The organism is Streptomyces sp. NPDC056738 (assembly GCF_042790435.1).
Classification (GTDB): Bacteria; Actinomycetota; Actinomycetes; order Streptomycetales; family Streptomycetaceae; genus Streptomyces.
Window position 1 is genome coordinate 316,490 of record NZ_JBHTZF010000004.1, and the last position, 17,947, is coordinate 334,436.

Annotated in this window: 16 protein-coding genes; 10 read left to right on the plus strand and 6 right to left on the minus strand. The window is 69.9% G+C overall.

Annotation, left to right across the window (positions count from 1 at the left end; all coding sequences use genetic code 11):
- Window positions 1–220: 220 nt before the first annotated feature.
- A complete protein-coding gene (locus tag ACFRIC_RS12520) occupies window positions 221–1,780 on the plus strand; it encodes a protein kinase (protein WP_382783458.1) in 1,560 nt (519 codons plus the stop codon).
- A 203-nt stretch (window positions 1,781–1,983) separates the two neighbouring features.
- Here the strand turns inward: ACFRIC_RS12520 and ACFRIC_RS12525 are convergent, their stop codons facing one another.
- The gene (locus ACFRIC_RS12525; protein ID WP_382783461.1) at window positions 1,984–2,646 is read right to left on the minus strand and encodes a response regulator; all 663 of its coding nucleotides are present in this window, start codon (window positions 2,644–2,646) and stop codon (window positions 1,984–1,986) included.
- Window positions 2,647–3,058: 412 nt separating this feature from the next.
- Here ACFRIC_RS12525 and pdhA point away from each other — a divergent pair, with 412 nt between their 5' ends.
- The 3 genes from pdhA to ACFRIC_RS12540 are packed head-to-tail and all read left to right on the plus strand — an operon-like array spanning window position 3,059 to window position 6,750.
- The gene (gene pdhA, locus ACFRIC_RS12530) at window positions 3,059–4,288 is read left to right on the plus strand and encodes a pyruvate dehydrogenase (acetyl-transferring) E1 component subunit alpha (protein ID WP_382783463.1); all 1,230 of its coding nucleotides are present in this window, start codon (window positions 3,059–3,061) and stop codon (window positions 4,286–4,288) included.
- 2 nt (window positions 4,289–4,290) lie between these two features.
- The gene (locus ACFRIC_RS12535; RefSeq protein ID WP_382783466.1) at window positions 4,291–5,271 is read left to right on the plus strand and encodes an alpha-ketoacid dehydrogenase subunit beta; all 981 of its coding nucleotides are present in this window, start codon (window positions 4,291–4,293) and stop codon (window positions 5,269–5,271) included.
- Window positions 5,272–5,280: 9 nt separating this feature from the next.
- Entirely contained in the window at window positions 5,281–6,750 is a 1,470-nt protein-coding gene (locus tag ACFRIC_RS12540; RefSeq protein ID WP_382783469.1) for a dihydrolipoamide acetyltransferase family protein, read from the plus strand.
- Window positions 6,751–6,832: 82 nt separating this feature from the next.
- Here ACFRIC_RS12540 and ACFRIC_RS12545 read toward each other — a convergent pair whose 3' ends face one another.
- On the minus strand, window positions 6,833–7,729 hold the full coding sequence (locus tag ACFRIC_RS12545; RefSeq protein WP_382783472.1) for a D-alanyl-D-alanine carboxypeptidase family protein: 897 nt from the start codon (window positions 7,727–7,729) through the stop codon (window positions 6,833–6,835).
- Between the two features lie 202 nt (window positions 7,730–7,931).
- Between ACFRIC_RS12545 and ACFRIC_RS12550 the strand changes: the two genes are divergently transcribed.
- On the plus strand, window positions 7,932–8,606 hold the full coding sequence (locus ACFRIC_RS12550; RefSeq protein ID WP_382783475.1) for a GntR family transcriptional regulator: 675 nt from the start codon (window positions 7,932–7,934) through the stop codon (window positions 8,604–8,606).
- Window positions 8,603–9,898: a nitrate/nitrite transporter gene (locus ACFRIC_RS12555; RefSeq protein ID WP_382783478.1), complete on the plus strand. Its 1,296-nt coding sequence runs from the start codon at window positions 8,603–8,605 to the stop codon at window positions 9,896–9,898. The genes ACFRIC_RS12550 and ACFRIC_RS12555 overlap by 4 nt, the downstream gene beginning before the upstream one ends.
- 26 nt (window positions 9,899–9,924) lie before the next feature.
- Here ACFRIC_RS12555 and ACFRIC_RS12560 read toward each other — a convergent pair whose 3' ends face one another.
- Entirely contained in the window at window positions 9,925–10,749 is an 825-nt protein-coding gene (locus tag ACFRIC_RS12560) for a maleylpyruvate isomerase family mycothiol-dependent enzyme (protein ID WP_382783480.1), read from the minus strand.
- A 154-nt stretch (window positions 10,750–10,903) separates the two neighbouring features.
- On the opposite strand from ACFRIC_RS12560, the gene ACFRIC_RS12565 reads away from it, so the two are divergent.
- Window positions 10,904–11,719, plus strand: coding sequence for a carbon-nitrogen family hydrolase (locus ACFRIC_RS12565; RefSeq protein ID WP_382783483.1), 816 nt, complete (start codon window positions 10,904–10,906; stop codon window positions 11,717–11,719).
- A gap of 181 nt (window positions 11,720–11,900) precedes the next feature.
- On the opposite strand, the gene ACFRIC_RS12570 is transcribed toward ACFRIC_RS12565, so the two are convergent.
- Window positions 11,901–12,395 carry an LURP-one-related/scramblase family protein gene (locus ACFRIC_RS12570; RefSeq protein WP_382783485.1) on the minus strand — a complete coding sequence of 165 codons (495 nt, stop codon included), beginning with the start codon at window positions 12,393–12,395 and terminating at the stop codon, window positions 11,901–11,903.
- Window positions 12,392–13,435, minus strand: coding sequence for a helix-turn-helix domain-containing protein (locus ACFRIC_RS12575; RefSeq protein ID WP_382783488.1), 1,044 nt, complete (start codon window positions 13,433–13,435; stop codon window positions 12,392–12,394). Before ACFRIC_RS12575 ends, ACFRIC_RS12570 begins: the two co-directional genes overlap by 4 nt.
- 51 nt (window positions 13,436–13,486) lie before the next feature.
- On the opposite strand from ACFRIC_RS12575, the gene ACFRIC_RS12580 reads away from it, so the two are divergent.
- From ACFRIC_RS12580 to ACFRIC_RS12590, 3 genes are all read left to right on the plus strand, one after another.
- Window positions 13,487–13,897, plus strand: a complete 411-nt coding sequence (locus ACFRIC_RS12580) for a cupin domain-containing protein (RefSeq protein WP_382783490.1) — start codon at window positions 13,487–13,489, stop codon at window positions 13,895–13,897.
- 163 nt (window positions 13,898–14,060) lie between these two features.
- On the plus strand, window positions 14,061–15,626 hold the full coding sequence (locus ACFRIC_RS12585; protein WP_382783492.1) for a recombinase family protein: 1,566 nt from the start codon (window positions 14,061–14,063) through the stop codon (window positions 15,624–15,626).
- 159 nt (window positions 15,627–15,785) lie between these two features.
- The gene (locus ACFRIC_RS12590) at window positions 15,786–17,621 is read left to right on the plus strand and encodes an NHL domain-containing thioredoxin family protein (protein WP_382783494.1); all 1,836 of its coding nucleotides are present in this window, start codon (window positions 15,786–15,788) and stop codon (window positions 17,619–17,621) included.
- Window positions 17,622–17,627: 6 nt separating this feature from the next.
- On the opposite strand, the gene ACFRIC_RS12595 is transcribed toward ACFRIC_RS12590, so the two are convergent.
- On the minus strand, window positions 17,628–17,873 hold the full coding sequence (locus ACFRIC_RS12595) for a DUF6458 family protein (RefSeq protein ID WP_355765090.1): 246 nt from the start codon (window positions 17,871–17,873) through the stop codon (window positions 17,628–17,630).
- Window positions 17,874–17,947 lie beyond the last annotated feature (74 nt).

A 17,947-nucleotide genomic window follows, 5' to 3' on the forward strand; every position in this document is an offset into this window, starting at 1 on the left:
GCCCGTTCCGTGACCGTCTGAGAAAGAAGCGTCGCGGAAGCGTTACAGGTGACGTACGCCCGGTACACGGAATGTGCACCGACGGACTTCGGCGGACGTCACGGCCGGTCCATCTCACGCTCATCTCGGACCGGCGCCCGGCGTGGAGCCTGTAGCGTGGCCCGACGGAGACCGTAACAACCACCGCGCAGACCGCGGGCAGAAACGACGGCGAGGACTGATGGCACAGCAGCAGCGCGCTCAGGGCCCGTCCGACCCCGAGGCGACTGGCGGCGGTATGTCAGATGCGCCGGAGATGTGGGGTAACGGCGGGCTGGTCGGCGACGGCCGGTATCGGCTGACACACCGGCTCGGCCGGGGCGGCATGGCCGAGGTGTTCGCCGCCGAGGACGTGCGCCTGGGACGGACCGTGGCGGTGAAGCTGCTCCGTGCCGATCTGGCCGAGGACCCGGTGTCCAAGGCGCGCTTCACGCGCGAGGCCCAGTCGGTCGCGGGGCTCAACCACCACGCGGTCGTGGCCGTGTACGACTCCGGCGAGGACGTGGTCGGGCACGGCGTCGTGCCGTACATCGTCATGGAGATCGTCGAGGGTCACACGATCCGCGATCTGCTGATCAACGCCGAGGCCCCCGGGCCCGAGCAGGCGCTGATCATCGTCTCCGGGGTGCTGGAGGCGCTGGCCTACTCGCACCAGCACGGGATCGTGCACCGCGACATCAAGCCCGCGAACGTGATCATCACCGAGACCGGCGCGGTCAAGGTGATGGACTTCGGCATCGCGCGTGCCTTGCACGGCGCGCAGTCGACGATGACCCAGACCGGCATGGTCATGGGCACCCCGCAGTACCTCTCCCCGGAGCAGGCGCTCGGCAAGGCCGTCGACCACCGTTCCGACCTGTACGCCACCGGCTGTCTGCTCTACGAACTCCTCGCGCTGCGGCCCCCGTTCACCGGCGAGACCCCGCTGTCGGTGGTCTACCAGCACGTCCAGGACATCCCGCTGCCTCCCTCGGAGGTCTCGCACGAGGTGCCGCCCGAGCTCGACGGGCTCGTCATGCGCGCCCTCGCGAAGGACCCGGACGACCGGTTCCAGACCGCGGAGGAGATGCGCGGCCTCGTCCAGTACGCGCTCCAGATGCTGTACGACCAGGGCAGCCACACCGGCACCTGGAACACCGGCCCGGTCACCATGCACGAGGGGCACGGCCAGGGAGCCGGTTTCGCCGGCACGGCCTCGCTGCCGCACCCCGGCGACTACGGCACCACGCAGATCCCGGCGCCGCTCATCCCGGCCTACGGGGCCGGTGACGACGGCGGCTTCGAGGGGCACGGCAACCGGGGCAGCGGCCGCGGCAAGCTGTGGATCCTCGCGGTCTTCGCGCTGATCGCCATCGCCGGTGGTGTCGCGCTGGCGCTGCACAACACCGGGAACGGCACGGGTTCGGGGACCGGCACCACGCCGACGCCGACCGTCTCGCACTCCAGCAAGCACGACGACTCCACCGACCAGCCCAGCGACAGCTCGACGGACCAGTCCACGGGCGACGACACGTCGGACGACTCGACCAACACCGGCGACACCACGGACAACCCCCCGACGTACGAGCCGACGGGGAACCCCACCACCCCGCAGCCGACGGACGAGCCGACCGGCGAGCCGACGAAGACCGCGCCGACCACGACGGAACCGAGCACTCCGGCGACGCCGACGGACGAGCCGCAGTCCAGCGAGCCGGCCGGCGGCGGCACCGAGTCCCCCGCCGCGGGGGTCGGGGGCTGACCTCCCCGGACCTCCCCTGTTCCTCCCGGGTCCGAACGGACCCGGGAGGCGGATTCTTCACGTCCGCTTCTTTCGGTCCGCTCGCTGATCGCGTTCTTTCGGTCCGCTCGCTGCTTGCGGCTTTCGGCTCTCCGTAAGGGGCCGACAAGCCGACAGCCGTAAGAGCCCATGAGCCGTAAAAGGGGCCGCGAGCCCCTGATCATTCAAGGATGCCGCTGTTCCGCCTGTTTGCGGGCCACATAGGCGGCCGCCTGCGACCTGCGCTGCATTCCCAGTTTGGACAGCAGGCTCGACACGTAATTCTTGATCGTTTTCTCGGCGAGGTGCAGGCGCTCCCCGATCTGGCGATTGGTCAGCCCTTCGCCGATCAGATCGAGGATTCTGCGTTCCTGGTCGGTGAGACGGGAGAGCCGGCTGTCGTCCTTGGTGCCGCCGTCCCGCAGCCTCTCCAGGACGCGCGCGGTGGCCACCGGGTCCAGCAGGGACTTTCCGGCCGCGACGTCCCGTACGGCCGTGAGCAGCTCGTGGCCGCGGATCGCCTTGAGGACATAGCCCGAGGCCCCCGCCATGATCGCGTCGAACAGGGCCTCGTCGTCGGCGTACGAGGTCAGCATCAGGCATTTGATGTGCTCGTCCGCGGAGCGGATCTCGCGGCAGACCTCCACGCCGCTGCCGTCCGGGAGACGCACGTCCAGGACCGCCACGTCCGGACGGGTGGCCGGGATCCGTACCAGTGCGTCGGCCGCCGTACCCGCTTCCCCCACCACCTCGAGGTCGTCCTCGACCGAGATGAGTTCGTGGACGCCACGGCGGACCACTTCGTGGTCATCGAGGAGGAATACCATGATTTTCCCGATTTCACGCACCCTGTCAGTCTCACACACGGCCCTCGGCATTGCGCCAGGTGAAGTCTTCCCGAGGCCGGGGTGGCCGGGATAACGTGCCAGGGTTCCGGCCCCCTGCAAGGCTGTGACCAGTGCTGTGACCAGCAACTGTTCCGATCTGCTCGATCTAGTAGGAAATCCACGTTTCCAAGTACTTGGATTTCCTATCAAAATCGCAGGTCAGGAGGGGTTTCACAGAAATGTGAAGCACTGGGTAACGTGGCAGTTGCAGGGCGCTCGCCGGGGCACCTGTCACGCCTGTTCCCGGCCGAGTGGCACCCACCCCGTGCACGGGTGCCGGAACAGGCGAGCCGCTCTCCCGAGCTCGAACCGCGAGCGAGGGGGACCCCAGCCTTCCGGCAACCCCGGGGGCCGGACCGACGGAGGAGCACACGTGACCGTGGAGAGCACTGCCGCGCGCAAGCCGCGACGCAGCGCCGGTACGAAGAGCGCCGCGAGCGCCAGTACGACCGGTACCAAGAGCGCCGCGAGCAGGAGCGCCGGCGCGGCCGCCAAGAAGTCGCCCGGGGCGACGGGCGGCGAGCCCGAGCTCGTTCAGCTGCTGACCCCGGAAGGCAAGCGGGTCAAGGACGCCACGTACGACCCGTACGTCGCCGACATCACCCCCGAGGAGCTGCGCGGCCTCTACCGCGACATGGTCCTGAGCCGCCGCTTCGACGCGGAGGCCACCTCCCTGCAGCGCCAGGGCGAGCTGGGCCTGTGGGCCTCGATGCTCGGCCAGGAGGCCGCCCAGATCGGCTCCGGCCGCGCCACCCGCGACGACGACTACGTCTTCCCGACCTACCGCGAGCACGGCGTCGCCTGGTGCCGCGGGGTCGACCCGACCAACCTGCTGGGCATGTTCCGGGGTGTGAACAACGGCGGCTGGGACCCGAACGGCAACAACTTCCACCTGTACACGATCGTCATCGGCTCGCAGACGCTGCACGCCACCGGCTACGCCATGGGCATCGCCAAGGACGGCGCGGACTCGGCCGTGATCGCGTACTTCGGTGACGGCGCCTCCAGCCAGGGCGACGTCATGGAGGCCTTCAACTTCGGCGCCGTCTACAACGCGCCGGTCGTGTTCTTCTGCCAGAACAACCAGTGGGCGATCTCCGAGCCCACCGAGCGCCAGATGCGCGTGCCGCTCTACCAGCGCGCCCAGGGCTTCGGCTTCCCCGGCGTCCGCGTCGACGGCAACGACGTCCTGGCCTGCCTCGCGGTCACCAAGTGGGCGCTGGAGCGGGCCCGCAGCGGCGAGGGCCCCACCCTGGTGGAGGCCTTCACCTACCGCATGGGCGCGCACACCACCTCCGACGACCCGACCAAGTACCGGGCCGACGAGGAGCGCGAGGCGTGGGAGGCCAAGGACCCGATCCTGCGCCTGCGCGCCTACCTGGAGTCCGCGAACCACGCGGACGAGGGATTCTTCGCGGAACTCGAGGCCGAGAGCGAGACGTTGGGCAAGCGGGTGCGCGATGTCGTGCGGGCCATGCCTGACCCGGACCACTTCGCCATCTTCGAGAACGTGTACGCGGACGGGCACGCGCTCGTCGACGAGGAGCGCGCCCAGTTCGCCGCCTACCAGGCGTCGTTCGCGGACGCCGGGGAGGGCAAGTAGCCATGACGACGGAAAAGATGGCGCTGGCCAAGGCGATCAACGAATCGCTGCGCACGGCTCTCGAAGCCGACCCCAAGGTCCTCATCATGGGCGAGGACGTCGGCAAGCTCGGCGGTGTCTTCCGGGTCACCGACGGTCTCCAGAAGGACTTCGGCGAGGAGCGGGTCATCGACACCCCGCTCGCCGAGTCGGGCATCGTCGGCACCGCGATCGGCCTGGCCCTGCGCGGCTACCGCCCGGTCGTGGAGATCCAGTTCGACGGATTCGTCTTCCCGGCGTACGACCAGATCGTCACGCAGCTCGCGAAGATGCACGCGCGGGCCCTCGGCAAGATCAAGCTCCCCGTCGTCATCCGCATCCCGTACGGCGGCGGCATCGGCGCGGTCGAGCACCACTCGGAGTCCCCGGAGGCGCTGTTCGCGCACGTGGCGGGCCTGAAGGTGGTCTCTCCCTCGAACGCGGGCGACGCCTACTGGATGATGCAGCAGGCCATCCAGAGCGACGACCCGGTGATCTTCTTCGAGCCCAAGCGGCGCTACTGGGACAAGGCCGAGGTCAACAAGGACGCCATCCCCGGTCCGCTGCACAAGGCGCGGGTGGCGCGCGAGGGAGGCGACCTCACCCTGGTCGCGTACGGCCCGATGGTGAAGGTCTGCCTGGAGGCCGCCGCGGCCGCCCAGGAGGAGGGCAAGTCGATCGAGGTCCTGGACCTGCGCTCGATGTCCCCGATCGACTTCGACTCGATCCAGGCCTCGGTCGAGAAGACCCGCCGCCTGGTCGTCGTGCACGAGGCGCCGGTGTTCCTGGGCACGGGCGCGGAGATCGCGGCCCGCATCACGGAGCGGTGTTTCTACCACCTGGAGGCGCCCGTTCTGCGGGTCGGCGGCTACCACGCCCCGTACCCGCCGGCCCGCCTGGAGGAGGAGTACCTTCCGGGCCTGGACCGGGTGCTCGACGCCGTCGACCGCTCGCTGGCGTACTAGGAGAGAGTCGTGACGACGATGACTGAGAACGCGTCGGGACTCCGCGAGTTCAAGATGCCCGATGTGGGCGAGGGACTCACCGAGGCGGAGATCCTCAAGTGGTACGTCCAGCCGGGTGACAAAGTCACCGACGGGCAGGTCGTCTGCGAGGTCGAGACCGCCAAGGCCGCGGTCGAACTGCCGATCCCGTACGACGGTGTGGTGAGCGAGCTCCGCTTCCCCGAGGGCACGACGGTGGACGTCGGCCAGGTGATCATCGCGGTGGACGTGTCCGGTGGCGCGGCGCCCGCTCCGGCGGCCCCGGCCGCCGAGCAGGCCCCCGCCGCTCCCGCCGTCCCCGCGGAGGCCCCCGCCGAGGAGGCCAAGCCCGAGGGCCGCAAGCCGGTCCTCGTGGGGTACGGCGTGGCGGAGTCCTCCACCAAGCGGCGCCCCCGCAAGGGTGCCGAGGCCCCCGTCCAGCAGACCGAGACGCTCTACGCGGCCACCGCGATCCAGGGCGAGCTCAACGGCCACGGCCACGGCCACGGCACCGCGCCCGGCGGGCAGCGGCCGCTCGCCAAGCCCCCGGTCCGCAAGCTCGCCAAGGACCTGGGTGTCGACCTGACGACGGTCACCCCGACGGGCCCGGACGGTGTCATCACGCGTGAGGACGTGCACGCGGCGGCCGCTCCGGCGCAGGCGCCCGCCCCGGTGGCGGCCCCGGCCCCCGCCGAGGTCCCGCAGGCCCCGGCCCGCGTCCAGCCGCAGGTCCCGGCCCCGGCCGCGTCCTACGACGGCGCGCGCGAGACCCGGATCCCGGTCAAGGGTGTCCGCAAGGCCACGGCCAACGCGATGGTCGGCTCGGCGTTCACCGCGCCGCACGTCACCGAGTTCGTGACGGTCGACGTGACGCGCACGATGCGGCTGGTCGAGGAGCTCAAGCAGGACAAGGACATGCAGGGGCTGCGGGTCAATCCGCTGCTGCTCGTGGCCAAGGCCCTGCTGGTCGCGATCAAGCGCAACCCGGACGTCAACGCGTCCTGGGACGAGGCCAACCAGGAGATCGTCCGGAAGCACTACGTGAATCTGGGCATCGCCGCGGCCACCCCGCGCGGTCTGATCGTGCCGAACATCAAGGACGCCCACGGCAAGACGCTTCCGCAGCTCGCGGAGTCGCTGGGCGAACTGGTGGCCACGGCCCGTGAGGGCAAGACCTCGCCGGCCGCGATGCAGGGCGGCACGGTGACGATCACCAACGTCGGCGTCTTCGGCGTCGACACGGGCACGCCGATCCTCAACCCCGGCGAGTCCGCGATCCTCGCGGTGGGCGCGATCAAGCCGCAGCCCTGGGTCCACAAGGGCAAGGTCAAGCCCCGTCAGGTCACCACGCTGGCGCTGTCCTTCGACCACCGCCTGGTCGACGGAGAGCTCGGCTCCAAGGTCCTCGCCGACACGGCGGCCGTCCTGGAGCAGCCCAAGCGGCTGATCACCTGGGCCTAGCCCGACCGGCCGGGGTCCGAGCCCGGACGCCGACGAAAAAGGGGCCTGCCGCGCACCGCGCGGCAGGCCCCTTTCGCGTGTGTCAGCTCGCGAAGCCGTAGTTCAGGAGCTTCTTGGCGTCCGCCTCACGGTTCGGGATGGACGTCGAGGCGAGCACCGTCCCGATCAGCGTCTTGCCGTTGCGGGTGGCGGCGAAGACGAGGCAGTACTTCGCCTCGGGGCCGGAGCCGGTCTTCACGCCGATGGTGCCGCTGTAGCTGCTGAGCAGCCCGTTCGTGTTGGTCCACGCCGCCATGGTGCGCGTGGTGCCACTGCTCGTCACGGTCTTCGCCGTGTACGACTTGGTCTTCACGATCGTCTTGAACGTGGTGCTCTTCATGGCGCTGCTGGCGATCTTCGTCAGGTCGCGCGGCGTCGAGTAGTTGTTGCCGTTGCCGATGCCGTCGAACGAGTCGAAGTGCGTGTTCGTCAGGTGCAGGCTGGTCGCGGCGGCGTTCATCTTGCCGATGAACGACTTCACGCGCGCGGCGCGGGTGGTGCCCGAGCCGAACTTGTCGGCGAGCGCGTAGGCGGCGTCGCAGCCGGACGGCAGCATCAGACCGTAGAGGAGCTGACGGACGGTGACCTTGTCACCGACGATCAGGTGAGCCTGCGAGGCGTTGTTGGCGACCACGTAGTCGCTGTAGGCCTTCTGGATCGTGACCTTGGAGTCCAGGTTCAGGTTCGCCTGGGCCAGGACCACCTTGGCCGTCATGATCTTCGTGGTGGAACCCGTGGAAAGCCGGGTGTCCGCAGCCTTCTTGTAGACGGTCGCGGCGGTCCCGTTGTTCATCAGATAGCCGCCCTTGGCGACGATCGAGGGGGTGGCGACCGCGCCCGCGGGCGCGGCGCCGAAGGCTCCGGCTGCCAGCACGGCGCCGGTCGTGAGGGTCACAGCGGCGGCCCTGCGGAAACGCGTGCCCTTAATGCCGGTAATCAAAATGAACGCTCCGTATGCGCGAAATGCCCCTGGGAGAACAGCACATGGGAGTGCCGTCCCACGTTCAGACTCCCGGGTCGCCCAAAGGGATGTGCGGCAAACGCATGAAATTCATGTGACCTGGGTTACAGGCGGCGGCTGTTGGGGTCCGCATGCTGAAATGCCCCCGGGCATGCGTACGTGTTGTATCTATGATGTGCGCATGCCTTCAGCCCCTCCCGCGCCGACGCGGCCCCCCGTGAAGCAGCCCCCGGCAGCCGACCGTGTCTACGCCCACGTCAAGGACGGGGTCCTGGAGCGCCGCTACGAGGGCGGGGCCCTGCTCACCGAGGGCGAACTCGCCGACGCGGTGGGCGTGTCGCGCACCCCGGTCCGTGAGGCGCTGCTCCGCCTGGAGGCCGAAGGGCTGATCAGGCTCTACCCGAAGAAGGGCGCGCTCGTCCTGCCGGTCTCCGCCCAGGAGATCGCCGACGTGGTCGAGACCCGCCAGCTCGTCGAGGAGCACGCCGCGCGCAAGGCCGTACCGGCGTCGCCTCAGCTCCTGGCCCGCCTGGAGGAACTGCTCGACCGGCAGAAGGAGCAGGCAGCCGCCGGGGACCTGGCCGGAGCCGCCGTCACCGACCGCTGTTTCCACGCCGAGATCGTCCGCAGCGGCGGCAACGAGATCCTCTCCCGGCTCTACGACCAGCTCCGCGACCGGCAGCTCCGGATGGGAGTCGCCGTCATGCACGCCCACCCCGACCGGATCACCAAGACGCTGATCGAGCACGAACAGATTCTCCAGGCGCTGCGCGCCGGTGACGCCGACGCGGTCGTCGGCCTCATCCACGGGCACGTGAGCTGGTTCTCCAACCTGGCGCGGGGCGAGGTCCGATGAGCTCCCCGGCCACCCTGCCCGGCGACCCGCCCGGCGGCCGGCGCGCGATCGCCGTCTGGGGCATCGGCGTCTCGGTCTACTTCGTCGCCGTCATCTTCCGTACGTCCCTGGGGGTGGCCGGACTCGACGCGGCGAACCGCTTCCACGTGGGCGCCTCCGCCCTGTCCACCTTCTCCATCCTCCAGCTCCTCGTGTACGCGGGCATGCAGATACCGGTCGGGCTCCTCGTCGACCGGCTCGGCACCAAGAAGGTGCTGACCATCGGCGTCCTGCTGTTCACGGCGGGACAACTGGGCTTCGCGTTCTCCTCGTCGTACGGCATGGCGCTCGCCTCGCGCGCCCTGCTGGGCTGCGGCGACGCGATGACGTTCATCAGCGTGCTGCGGCTGGGCACCCGGTGGTTCCCCGCCCGGCGCGGACCGCTCGTCGCGCAGCTCGCGGGTCTGGTCGGCATGGCGGGCAACCTCGTCTCGACGCTCGTGATCGCGCGGCTGCTGCACGGCGTCGGCTGGACGGCGGCGTTCGCCGGCAGCGCGGCCGCCGGTGTGGTCGTCCTCGTCCTGCTGCTGCTGTTCCTGCGGGACCACCCCGAAGGCCACCGGCCCGAGCCGTTCCCGCACCGGGGCGCCGCCTACGTCCGCCGCCAGATCCTCGCGTCCTGGCGGGAGCCCGGCACCTGGCTGGGTCTGTGGGTGCACTTCACCACCCAGTTCCCGGCGATGGTGTTCCTGCTGCTGTGGGGGATGCCGTTCCTCGTCCAGGCACAGGGCCTCACCCGCGCCACGGCCGGTGAGCTGCTGACACTCGTGGTGCTGGCCAACATGGGCGCCGGGCTGGTGTACGGGCAGATCGTCGCCCGGCACCACACCGCGCGGCTGCCGCTGGCCCTGGGCACGGTCGCGGCGACGGCCGTCGTGTGGGCGGCGGTGCTGGTGTACCCGGGCGTCGCGCCGATGTGGCTGCTGGTCGTGCTGTGCGTGGTGCTCGGGTTCTGCGGACCGGCCTCGATGCTCGGCTTCGACTTCGCGCGCCCGGCGAACCCGCCGGAGCGTCAGGGGACGGCGTCCGGGATCACCAACATGGGCGGTTTCATCGCCTCGATGACGACGCTGCTGGCCATCGGTGTCCTGCTCGACGCCACCGGCGACGACTACCGGATCGCCTTCTCCAGCGTGTTCGTGCTCCAGGCGCTCGGGCTCAGCCAGATCTTCCGGCTGCGCAAGGAGGCGGCCCGCCGGGAGCGCGAGCGGCTCGTGGCCAGCCGGGTGGAGACGGTGCACGTACCGGCGTGACCCCCGCGGGCCACGCCGTGACGGCACTACGGCGTGACGGCCAGGCTGCGCAGGATCGCCGTGGTCAGTTCCGGGTCGCCCTCGGCCTTGATGCGGTCGGACACGGCCTCGGGGCTGACGCGGCCACAGGCCAGCCGGACGAAGGTCTCCCAGTCCAGGGCGAGACTGACGGCGGGACCGAGGGAGGGCGAACCGTCTATCGAGCCGCGGCCGTCGGCGTCCACGCGGACGGTGCGGAGGAACTCGACGGGGCCGTGCACGTCGAAGACGACCGCGGAGTTCGCCGGCGCCCCCGCGTCCTTGGCGACGATCTTCGGCAGCGCGGCCAGGAGCTGGTCCCGCACGATCAGTGAGCCGGGGGAGTCGAGGTTGCCCGGCCGGCCCAGCGTGTACCGCAGGTCCTGCTCGTGCACCCACACGTCGAACGCGCGGTTGCGCATGGCGTGTTCCAGGGTGACCTCGGTGCCGAGCGGGCCGCGCACCTTCGCGTCGGGCTGCCGCGACTCGTTCCGGAGCTGCCGGTTGCGGCGGATGATCGTGTACTCGAGCTCGGAGGTCATCTCCGGCGCCGTGTGGTGACGGCGCACGTCGACCTGCATCTCCATGTACCGCTGGTGTTCGTTCGTCACGTGGTAGAGGTCGCGGGGAAGCGTGTGGATCGGCCGCGGGTCGCCGAGCATCTCGCAGTCCAGCCCGATGACGTGCGAGACGATGTCGCGGACCGACCAGCCGGGGCACGGAGTCCGCCGGTTCCACTCGCCCTCCACAAGCGGCTGCACCAGCTCGGATATCGCTTCGATCGAGTGGGCCCAGGCGTCGGCGTAGGACTGAAGACTCGGATGCAGACTCACGGAACGGGACCCCTCGGGCGGTTGGACGCGGGCATTTCACAGGCAGCGGGTGTCTTGGGACGCTAAGTTACGCTGCTGTGAGGCACCCCGGCAGTGCTTTCGTGTGACGATCGTAGGCCCGTATGGACGGCTCGAATGCCAGGACGGTGGTAGTGTGCGCGCCTCGCTCCTCCAGATCGACGTAAACGACGACGAATCGGTCGCGGACCGCAGACACCGCGTGGCCGACCTGGTACGCGATCAAGCCGGAGTCGATCTCGTCGTGCTCCCCGAGCTGTGGACCACCGGCGCCTTCGCCTACGAGGCGTTCGGGGCGCAGGCCGAGCCGCTGGACGGGCCGACCCACGATGCGATGAGCAAGGCCGCGAGCGACGCGGGCGTGTGGCTGCACGCCGGCTCGATCCCCGAGCGCGCAGCCTCCGGGACCGGCCCCGGCACCGAGGCCCCCCTCTACAACACCTCGCTCGTCTACTCCCCCGCCGGCGAACGCGTCGCCGCCTACCGCAAGATCCACCGCTTCGGCTTCGACAAGGGCGAGGCCGTGCTGATGGGCGCGGGCACGGAGCTGGTCACCGTGCGGCTGCCGGAGACCGTCATCGGCGTCGCCACCTGCTACGACCTGCGGTTCCCCGAACTCTTCCGCGGACTCGTCGACGCCGGGGCGCAGACCTTCGTCCTCCCGGCCGGCTGGCCCGAGCGGCGCCGCTCCCACTGGACCCTGCTCGCCCAGGCCCGCGCCGTCGAGAACCAGGCGTACGTCCTCGCCTGCGGAACGGCCGGTACGCACGCGGGAGTTCCCCAGGCCGGTCACTCGATCGTGGTCGACCCGTGGGGCGAGGTCCTCGCCGAGGCGGGTCCGGGCGAGGAGATCCTCACCGTGGAGTTCGACCCGGCGAAGGTCGCGGAGACCCGCGAGCAGTTCCCGGCCCTCAAGGACCGCCTGCTGGGCCTGGACACCCCGACCCGCTGACACCCGCCGACACCCGCTGACCCGCGCCCCGCCACGGACCGGTCGGCGCCCGCCCCACGGCGGGACCGGCCGGAGCCCACCCCGCCGTGGACCGCTGGACGCCGGCCCCGCCGTGGACCGGAGGACCTCCGCGCCGCCGTAGACCGGTGGACGTCCGTGCCGCCGTCGGCCGGCCGTGTCCTCAGTCGTCCCCCCGTTCCTTCTCGGCCAGGTGGATCACGCACACCGCGACCGCGATCAGCAGCGCGGGATCGGCGTCCTCCCGTACGACGTCGACGCCGTACGTGTCCCGCAGGTGCAGCCAGCGCCGGGAGATCTGCGCGAGGAGTTCGTCGTCGTAGTCCACGGCGAACTCGCGGTCGAGGATCTTGCCGCTGACGTCGAGTTCGGTGCCGTCGACCAGCGACACGCGATAGTGATTGCGGAGCAGGGACAGCCGCTTGCGCTTGATGGTCGCGAGCGGATCGCCGTCCCGCTCGATGATCATCGTGTCGCGCAGCGCGAGCATCTTCTGGTGGATGTCGATCAGGACCCGTCCACGGGTGTCCTTGAGCTGGAAGGTGTCCCGCAGCCGCATGGCCTTGCCGTCGACGAGGAAGACCTTGTTGCCGTGGTCGTCCTCGATCCAGTAGTCGTCACCGAAACCGAGCAGCCGGTCGCGTACGAGGTATCTCATGCCGTCACCGGTTCCCCGGTGGGCGTTCCGAAACGCCGCCGGTAGGCCGACGGGCTGAGTCCGGTCGCCCGGCGCACCCGCTCGCGCAGGTTCGCCGCCGTCCCGAGCCCGCTGCGGTCCGCCACCACGTCGAGCCGGACCTCGCCGCGTTCGATGAGCCGGCAGGCGAGGGCGACGCGCTGCGCCGTCAGCCAGGCCAGCGGGGTCGTGCCGAGCTGGGCGCGGAAGCGGCGGTGCAGGGTCGCCGGGCTGACCGCGGCCTGCGCGGCGAGGTCCCCGACCGTCAACGGCTCCCCGATCCGTTCCTGCGCCCAGGCCAGCAGGGGTGCGAGCGACACGTCGGGCACGTCGGGCAGCGGCTGTCGTACGAACTGACGCTGGCCCCCGTCGCGGTGCGCGGCGAACACCAGCCGGCGCGACACGGCGTTGGCGATCTCCGCGCCGTGGTCCCGGCGCACCAGGTGCAGCCCGAGGTCGAGCGCGGCCGCGCTGCCCGCCGCCGTCAGCACGTCCCCCTCGTCCACGAACAGCACGTCCGGGTCCAGCAGCACGTCCGGGTGCAGTTCCCGGAAGACGTCCGTCCAGCGCCAGTGCGTGGTGGCGCGGCGCCCGTCGAGCAGTCCCGCCTCGGCGAGCGCGAAGGATCCGGTGCAGAAGCTCACCACCCGGGCGCCGCGTGCGTGGCCGCGCCGGATGGCGTCCAGGACGACGGCCCGGCGCGGGACGACGTTGTCGGGACGGCCCGGGACCACGAGGGTGTCGGCGTCGTCCGCCGCGTCGAGGCCGGGCACTCCGCCGAGCGTGAAGAACCCGTGGTTCATCCGGACGCCGGGCGTCGGCGTGCACAGGGTCAGCTCGTAGAGCGGTTCGGGGCGCCCCAGTTCGGGCCGGGGAAGCCCGAACAGCTCGGTCGCGAAGCCCACTTCGAAGGGGTTCGTGCCCTCGTCGACGATGACGGCGACGCGGTGGGGCCGAGACGCCGGTCCCCGCCCTTCCGAGGGTGCCGGGCGGACGGCACGGTGCGAGGATCCTTGCGGCATGAGCGATTTCTAGCACTCGCCGGGCCCCGGGCAGGCGCGGACGATGAATCCATGACCAGCGCATCCGCCCGACGCGGCGAACCCGTCTCCCTCTCCTCCGCCCTCGCCTCCTTCGACGAGCTGTGGAGCCCCCGCATCGTCACCACCGTCAACGACTACGACGTCCGCGTCGCCAAGGTCGAGGGCGAGCACGTCTGGCACGTGCACGACCACACCGACGAGTTCTTCCTGGTCCTGGAGGGCGAACTGAGCATCACGCTCAGGGAGCCGGCCGGTGAGCGGACGGTCGTCCTGCCCAAGGGCTCCGTCTGCACCGTCCCGCGCGGCACCGAGCACAAGCCGTACGCCCCCGCCGGCGCGTCGATCCTCCTCTTCGAACCGACCGGCACCCTCACGGTCGGCGACCGCCACGACGACATCCCCGCCCACGTGGACGCGACGACGGGGCATGCTTTGGGCTGATGACGGCTCTGACTGAATGCGGTCACGTTCCGGCCGGCAGGGGTTGCTTGCCAGCGGAGATCGATAGCGGCTCACGTATGTCCATGGATGCCTGCATTTATATGTGGTGATGGATTTAAGGGTTTTCTGAATCAATGTGAGCACTTGTCAGTAGCGTGGACACATGCACCAACATGCGACAGCGGACCTGTACTTGCGTCTGTCACTGGATCGAGAAGGCAAGACCGCGATCGACCGTCAGGAAGCAGACTGCCGGGCGTGGGCGGAGCGCAACGGACTGACGGTCCGCAAGGTTCACATCGACCGCGGACGTTCCGGGTACAAGAACGTCACCCGAAAGGGATTCGACGCGGCGATCACCGCCGTCACAGCCGGCGTCGTGGGCGTCCTGATCGTTTGGAAGCTCGACCGCTTGTCCCGCAGAGGTGTCAGCGAGATCGGCAAAGCCCTGGGCGGCATGGAGCAGGTCGGCGGACGGTTGGTCTCCGTCATGGAGGGCCTCGACACGAGGAACCCCGGTGCCCGGGATGCGATCGCGATACTCGCGGATCTTGCCAGAAGTGAATCACGAGACCTCGGCATGCGGGTCGGCAATGCGAAGAGGTACCTGCGTCGGAGAGGCCAGTGGATCGGTGGGCAACCGCCTTACGGTCTGCTGGTGGACCCAGAGACGAGGAAGCTCATTCACGACCCCGAGACCGCCGAATACGCCCGCCTCATCGCCGACGAGGCACTCTCGGGGAAGGCGCTTGTTCACATCGCACGACTGCTGAACGAGCACGGGGTGGAGTCGGCGCGAGGTGGCATGTGGAACTCGTCCAGCGTCCTCCAGCTCCTTCGATCACCGGCTTTCGCGGGGCTGATGCCACAGACCGAGTACGAGGACCAGCCTGACGGAACACGCAAGTATGCGAACCGTGTGTCCCCTTACCGGGAACCGGAGACGCTCGAGGTCGTGCGTATCGGTGACGGGATCATTTCGGTCGGAGAACGGGAGTTGATTCTTCGTCAACTCGCATCGCGGACGCTTCCACTGGCCGGTAGGCGGCACGGTCACAAGCAAGGAAGGTCACTGCTCACTGGCATTGCGCGCTGCGGGCTCTGCGGAGACAGGATGAGCAGGGCGGGTACGTCGTACCAGTGTTCCAGCCGTCGGATGGGACGAGGGTGTGCCGGCGTATCGGCTCGAGTGGAGAGCATCGACGACTACGTGACCCGGGCATTTCTGTCCCACTTGCCGTCTATGGAGCCGCAGGACCCGCTGATCGCTGTGATCGCCGATCGCTGCGCGCAGAGGCAGGACCCGGAGACGTTCGCGAAACGGGAGGCCATCGAGGCGGAGATCGCTGTCGAGGAAAAGCGCGTCGCGGACCTGGAAGAGGCTCGATACGTTCGGGGCGAGTTTTCCGGTGCAGATGCCGTCGACCGTTACAACGGGCTCGTCGGACGACTGCGCAACCGCATCGACGGGCTGCGTGGGGATCTGCTGCGGACACCGATTCCCGCCGTTGACATCGCACCGCTCCTGGACGCCGAACTCCTGCGTGAGAGCTGGGCCGCCGGCGGTGCGGTCGACAGGCGCGAGTGTCTTGGCCTCGCGATCGACCGTGTGGAAGTTCGGCGTGGACGAGTGGGCGCCAGGTTCGACGGTGGCGAGCGCTGCCGGATCGTCTGGGCGACGAAAGCAGCGACCGGGGCGAAGTCGTGTGGTGACGAAACGGCGGAATGACGGGCAAGGCCTATCAGCTCCTGGACCGACCGGGACCAGGTCCTGGCATCGCACGTCGAAGGTCCGTGTCCGCCCTGCGGCACCAGATCAGCGGCCCGCTCTCGGGCCTTGAGGCGAGTGTGTGATCCGGCGCCCAGGTTCGAGTGGCAGGCTGGAACCATGAACGACGCAGCTTCCAGGCCCACCCCCGAACGTCGCCGTGTCCGTGTCCGTGCCCCCGAGCTGACCGGTAAAGGCGGCTGGATCAACACAGGTGGCAAGGATCTGAAGTTGGCCGACTTCCGAGGGCGGACACTGATCGTTGATTTTTGGACCTTCTGCTGCATCAACTGCCTTCACGTCCTGGACGAGTTGCGGGAGTTGGAGGAGAAGCACCGGGACACCGTGGTGATCGTCGGGGTGCACTCGCCTAAGTTCGCGCACGAGGCCGAGCACCAGGCGGTCGTCGACGCGGTGGAGCGCTACGGGGTGGAGCACCCGGTGCTCGACGACCCGGAGCTCGTGACCTGGAAGCAGTACGCCGTACGGGCCTGGCCGACGCTCGTGGTGATCGACCCCGAGGGATACGTCGTCGCGCAGCACGCCGGTGAGGGGCACGCCCATGCCATCGAGCGGCTGGTGGAGGAGCTGGAGGCCGAGCACACGGCGAAGGGGACCCTGCGCCGCGGCGACGGGCCGTACGTGGCGCCCGAGCCCGCGCCGACCGCTCTGCGCTTCCCCGGCAAGGCGCTCGCCCTGCCGAACGGCAATCTGCTGGTCAGCGACACGACCCGGCATCAGCTCGTGGAGCTGGAGGAGGACGGCGAGACGGTCGTCCGGCGCATCGGATCGGGTGTCCGGGGCCTCGTGGACGGCGGCGCCGAGGAGGCGGGGTTCAGCGAGCCGCAGGGGCTCGCGCTGCTCGACGAGGGCGCGGTCGTCGTCGCCGACACCGTGAACCACGCGCTGCGCCGGGTCGATCTCGCGACCGGCGCGGTCACCACGCTCGCGGGCACCGGCCGCCAGTGGTGGCAGGGCTCGCCGACGTCGGGACCGGCGCGCGAGATCGATCTGTCCTCGCCGTGGGACGTGGCCCTGTTCGGCGGGAAGGTCTGGATCGCCATGGCGGGTGTGCACCAGCTCTGGGCGTACGACCCGGGGACGGGGACCGTCGGGGTCACCGCGGGCACGACGAACGAGGGGCTGGTCGACGGGCCGGGGCCCGAGGCCTGGTTCGCGCAGCCGTCGGGGCTCGCCGCCACTGAGGACCGGCTCTGGCTCGCCGACTCCGAGACCTCGGCGCTGCGCTGGGTGGACCCGGACGGAAGTGTGCACACCGCCGTCGGCACGGGGCTCTTCGACTTCGGGCACCGTGACGGTGCCGCCGCACAGGCCCTGCTCCAGCACCCGCTGGGGGTCACCGCGCTGCCGGACGGTTCGGTCGCGGTCAGCGACACGTACAACCACGCGCTGCGCCGGTACGACCCGGCGACGGGTGAGGTGACCACGCTGGCCACGGACCTGCGGGAGCCCAGCGACGCCGTGCTCGTCGGGGACGACATCGTGGTGGTGGAGTCGGCCCGGCACCGGCTGACCCGGCTGCGGCTGCCGGAGGAGGCGGTACGGGTGGAGTCGGTCGCCCATCGCACGCAGCGCGCGGCCACCGACGTCACCCCCGGAGCCGTCCGGCTGGACGTGATCTTCCAGGCGCCGGCCGGACAGAAGCTGGACACCCGCTACGGTCCGTCCACCCGGCTCCTGGTGTCCGCCACCCCGCCCGAGCTGCTGCTCGCGGGCGAGGGCGCCGGTACCGATCTCTCCCGGGACGTCGAGCTGAACCCGGCCGTCCCCGAGGGCGTGCTGCACGTCTCGGCGATGGCCGCGTCCTGCGACGACGATCCGGCCAACGAGTACCCGGCCTGCCATGTCCATCAGCAGGACTGGGGCGTTCCGCTCCGCCTCACGGAGACCGGCACGGACCGGCTGCCCCTGGTCCTTGCCGGCATGGACGGCTGATCCGGATCAGACGCCGTAGCCGTCCGTGTACCCGTCACGGCGGCGGCGGTCGTCGTCCACGACGGTCGCGGTCGGCGGTACGACGACGCGCCTGCGCCGCGCGATGCTGCTGAAGGTCGTCACGCCGATCAGTCCGACGATCATGAGGATCACGCCGACCAGATGAAGGTTGACCCCCTGCATGTGCCAGTCGGTCGCGAACGTGAGGATCGCCCCCGCGGCGATCAGGATGATGCATCCGCCCAGGCCCATGGGTGTCGTCTCCTTGAATAGCAACTCCGAGTAGTTCCGGACCCGTTCCGGGTACCCGGGACCTCGCGGTACAT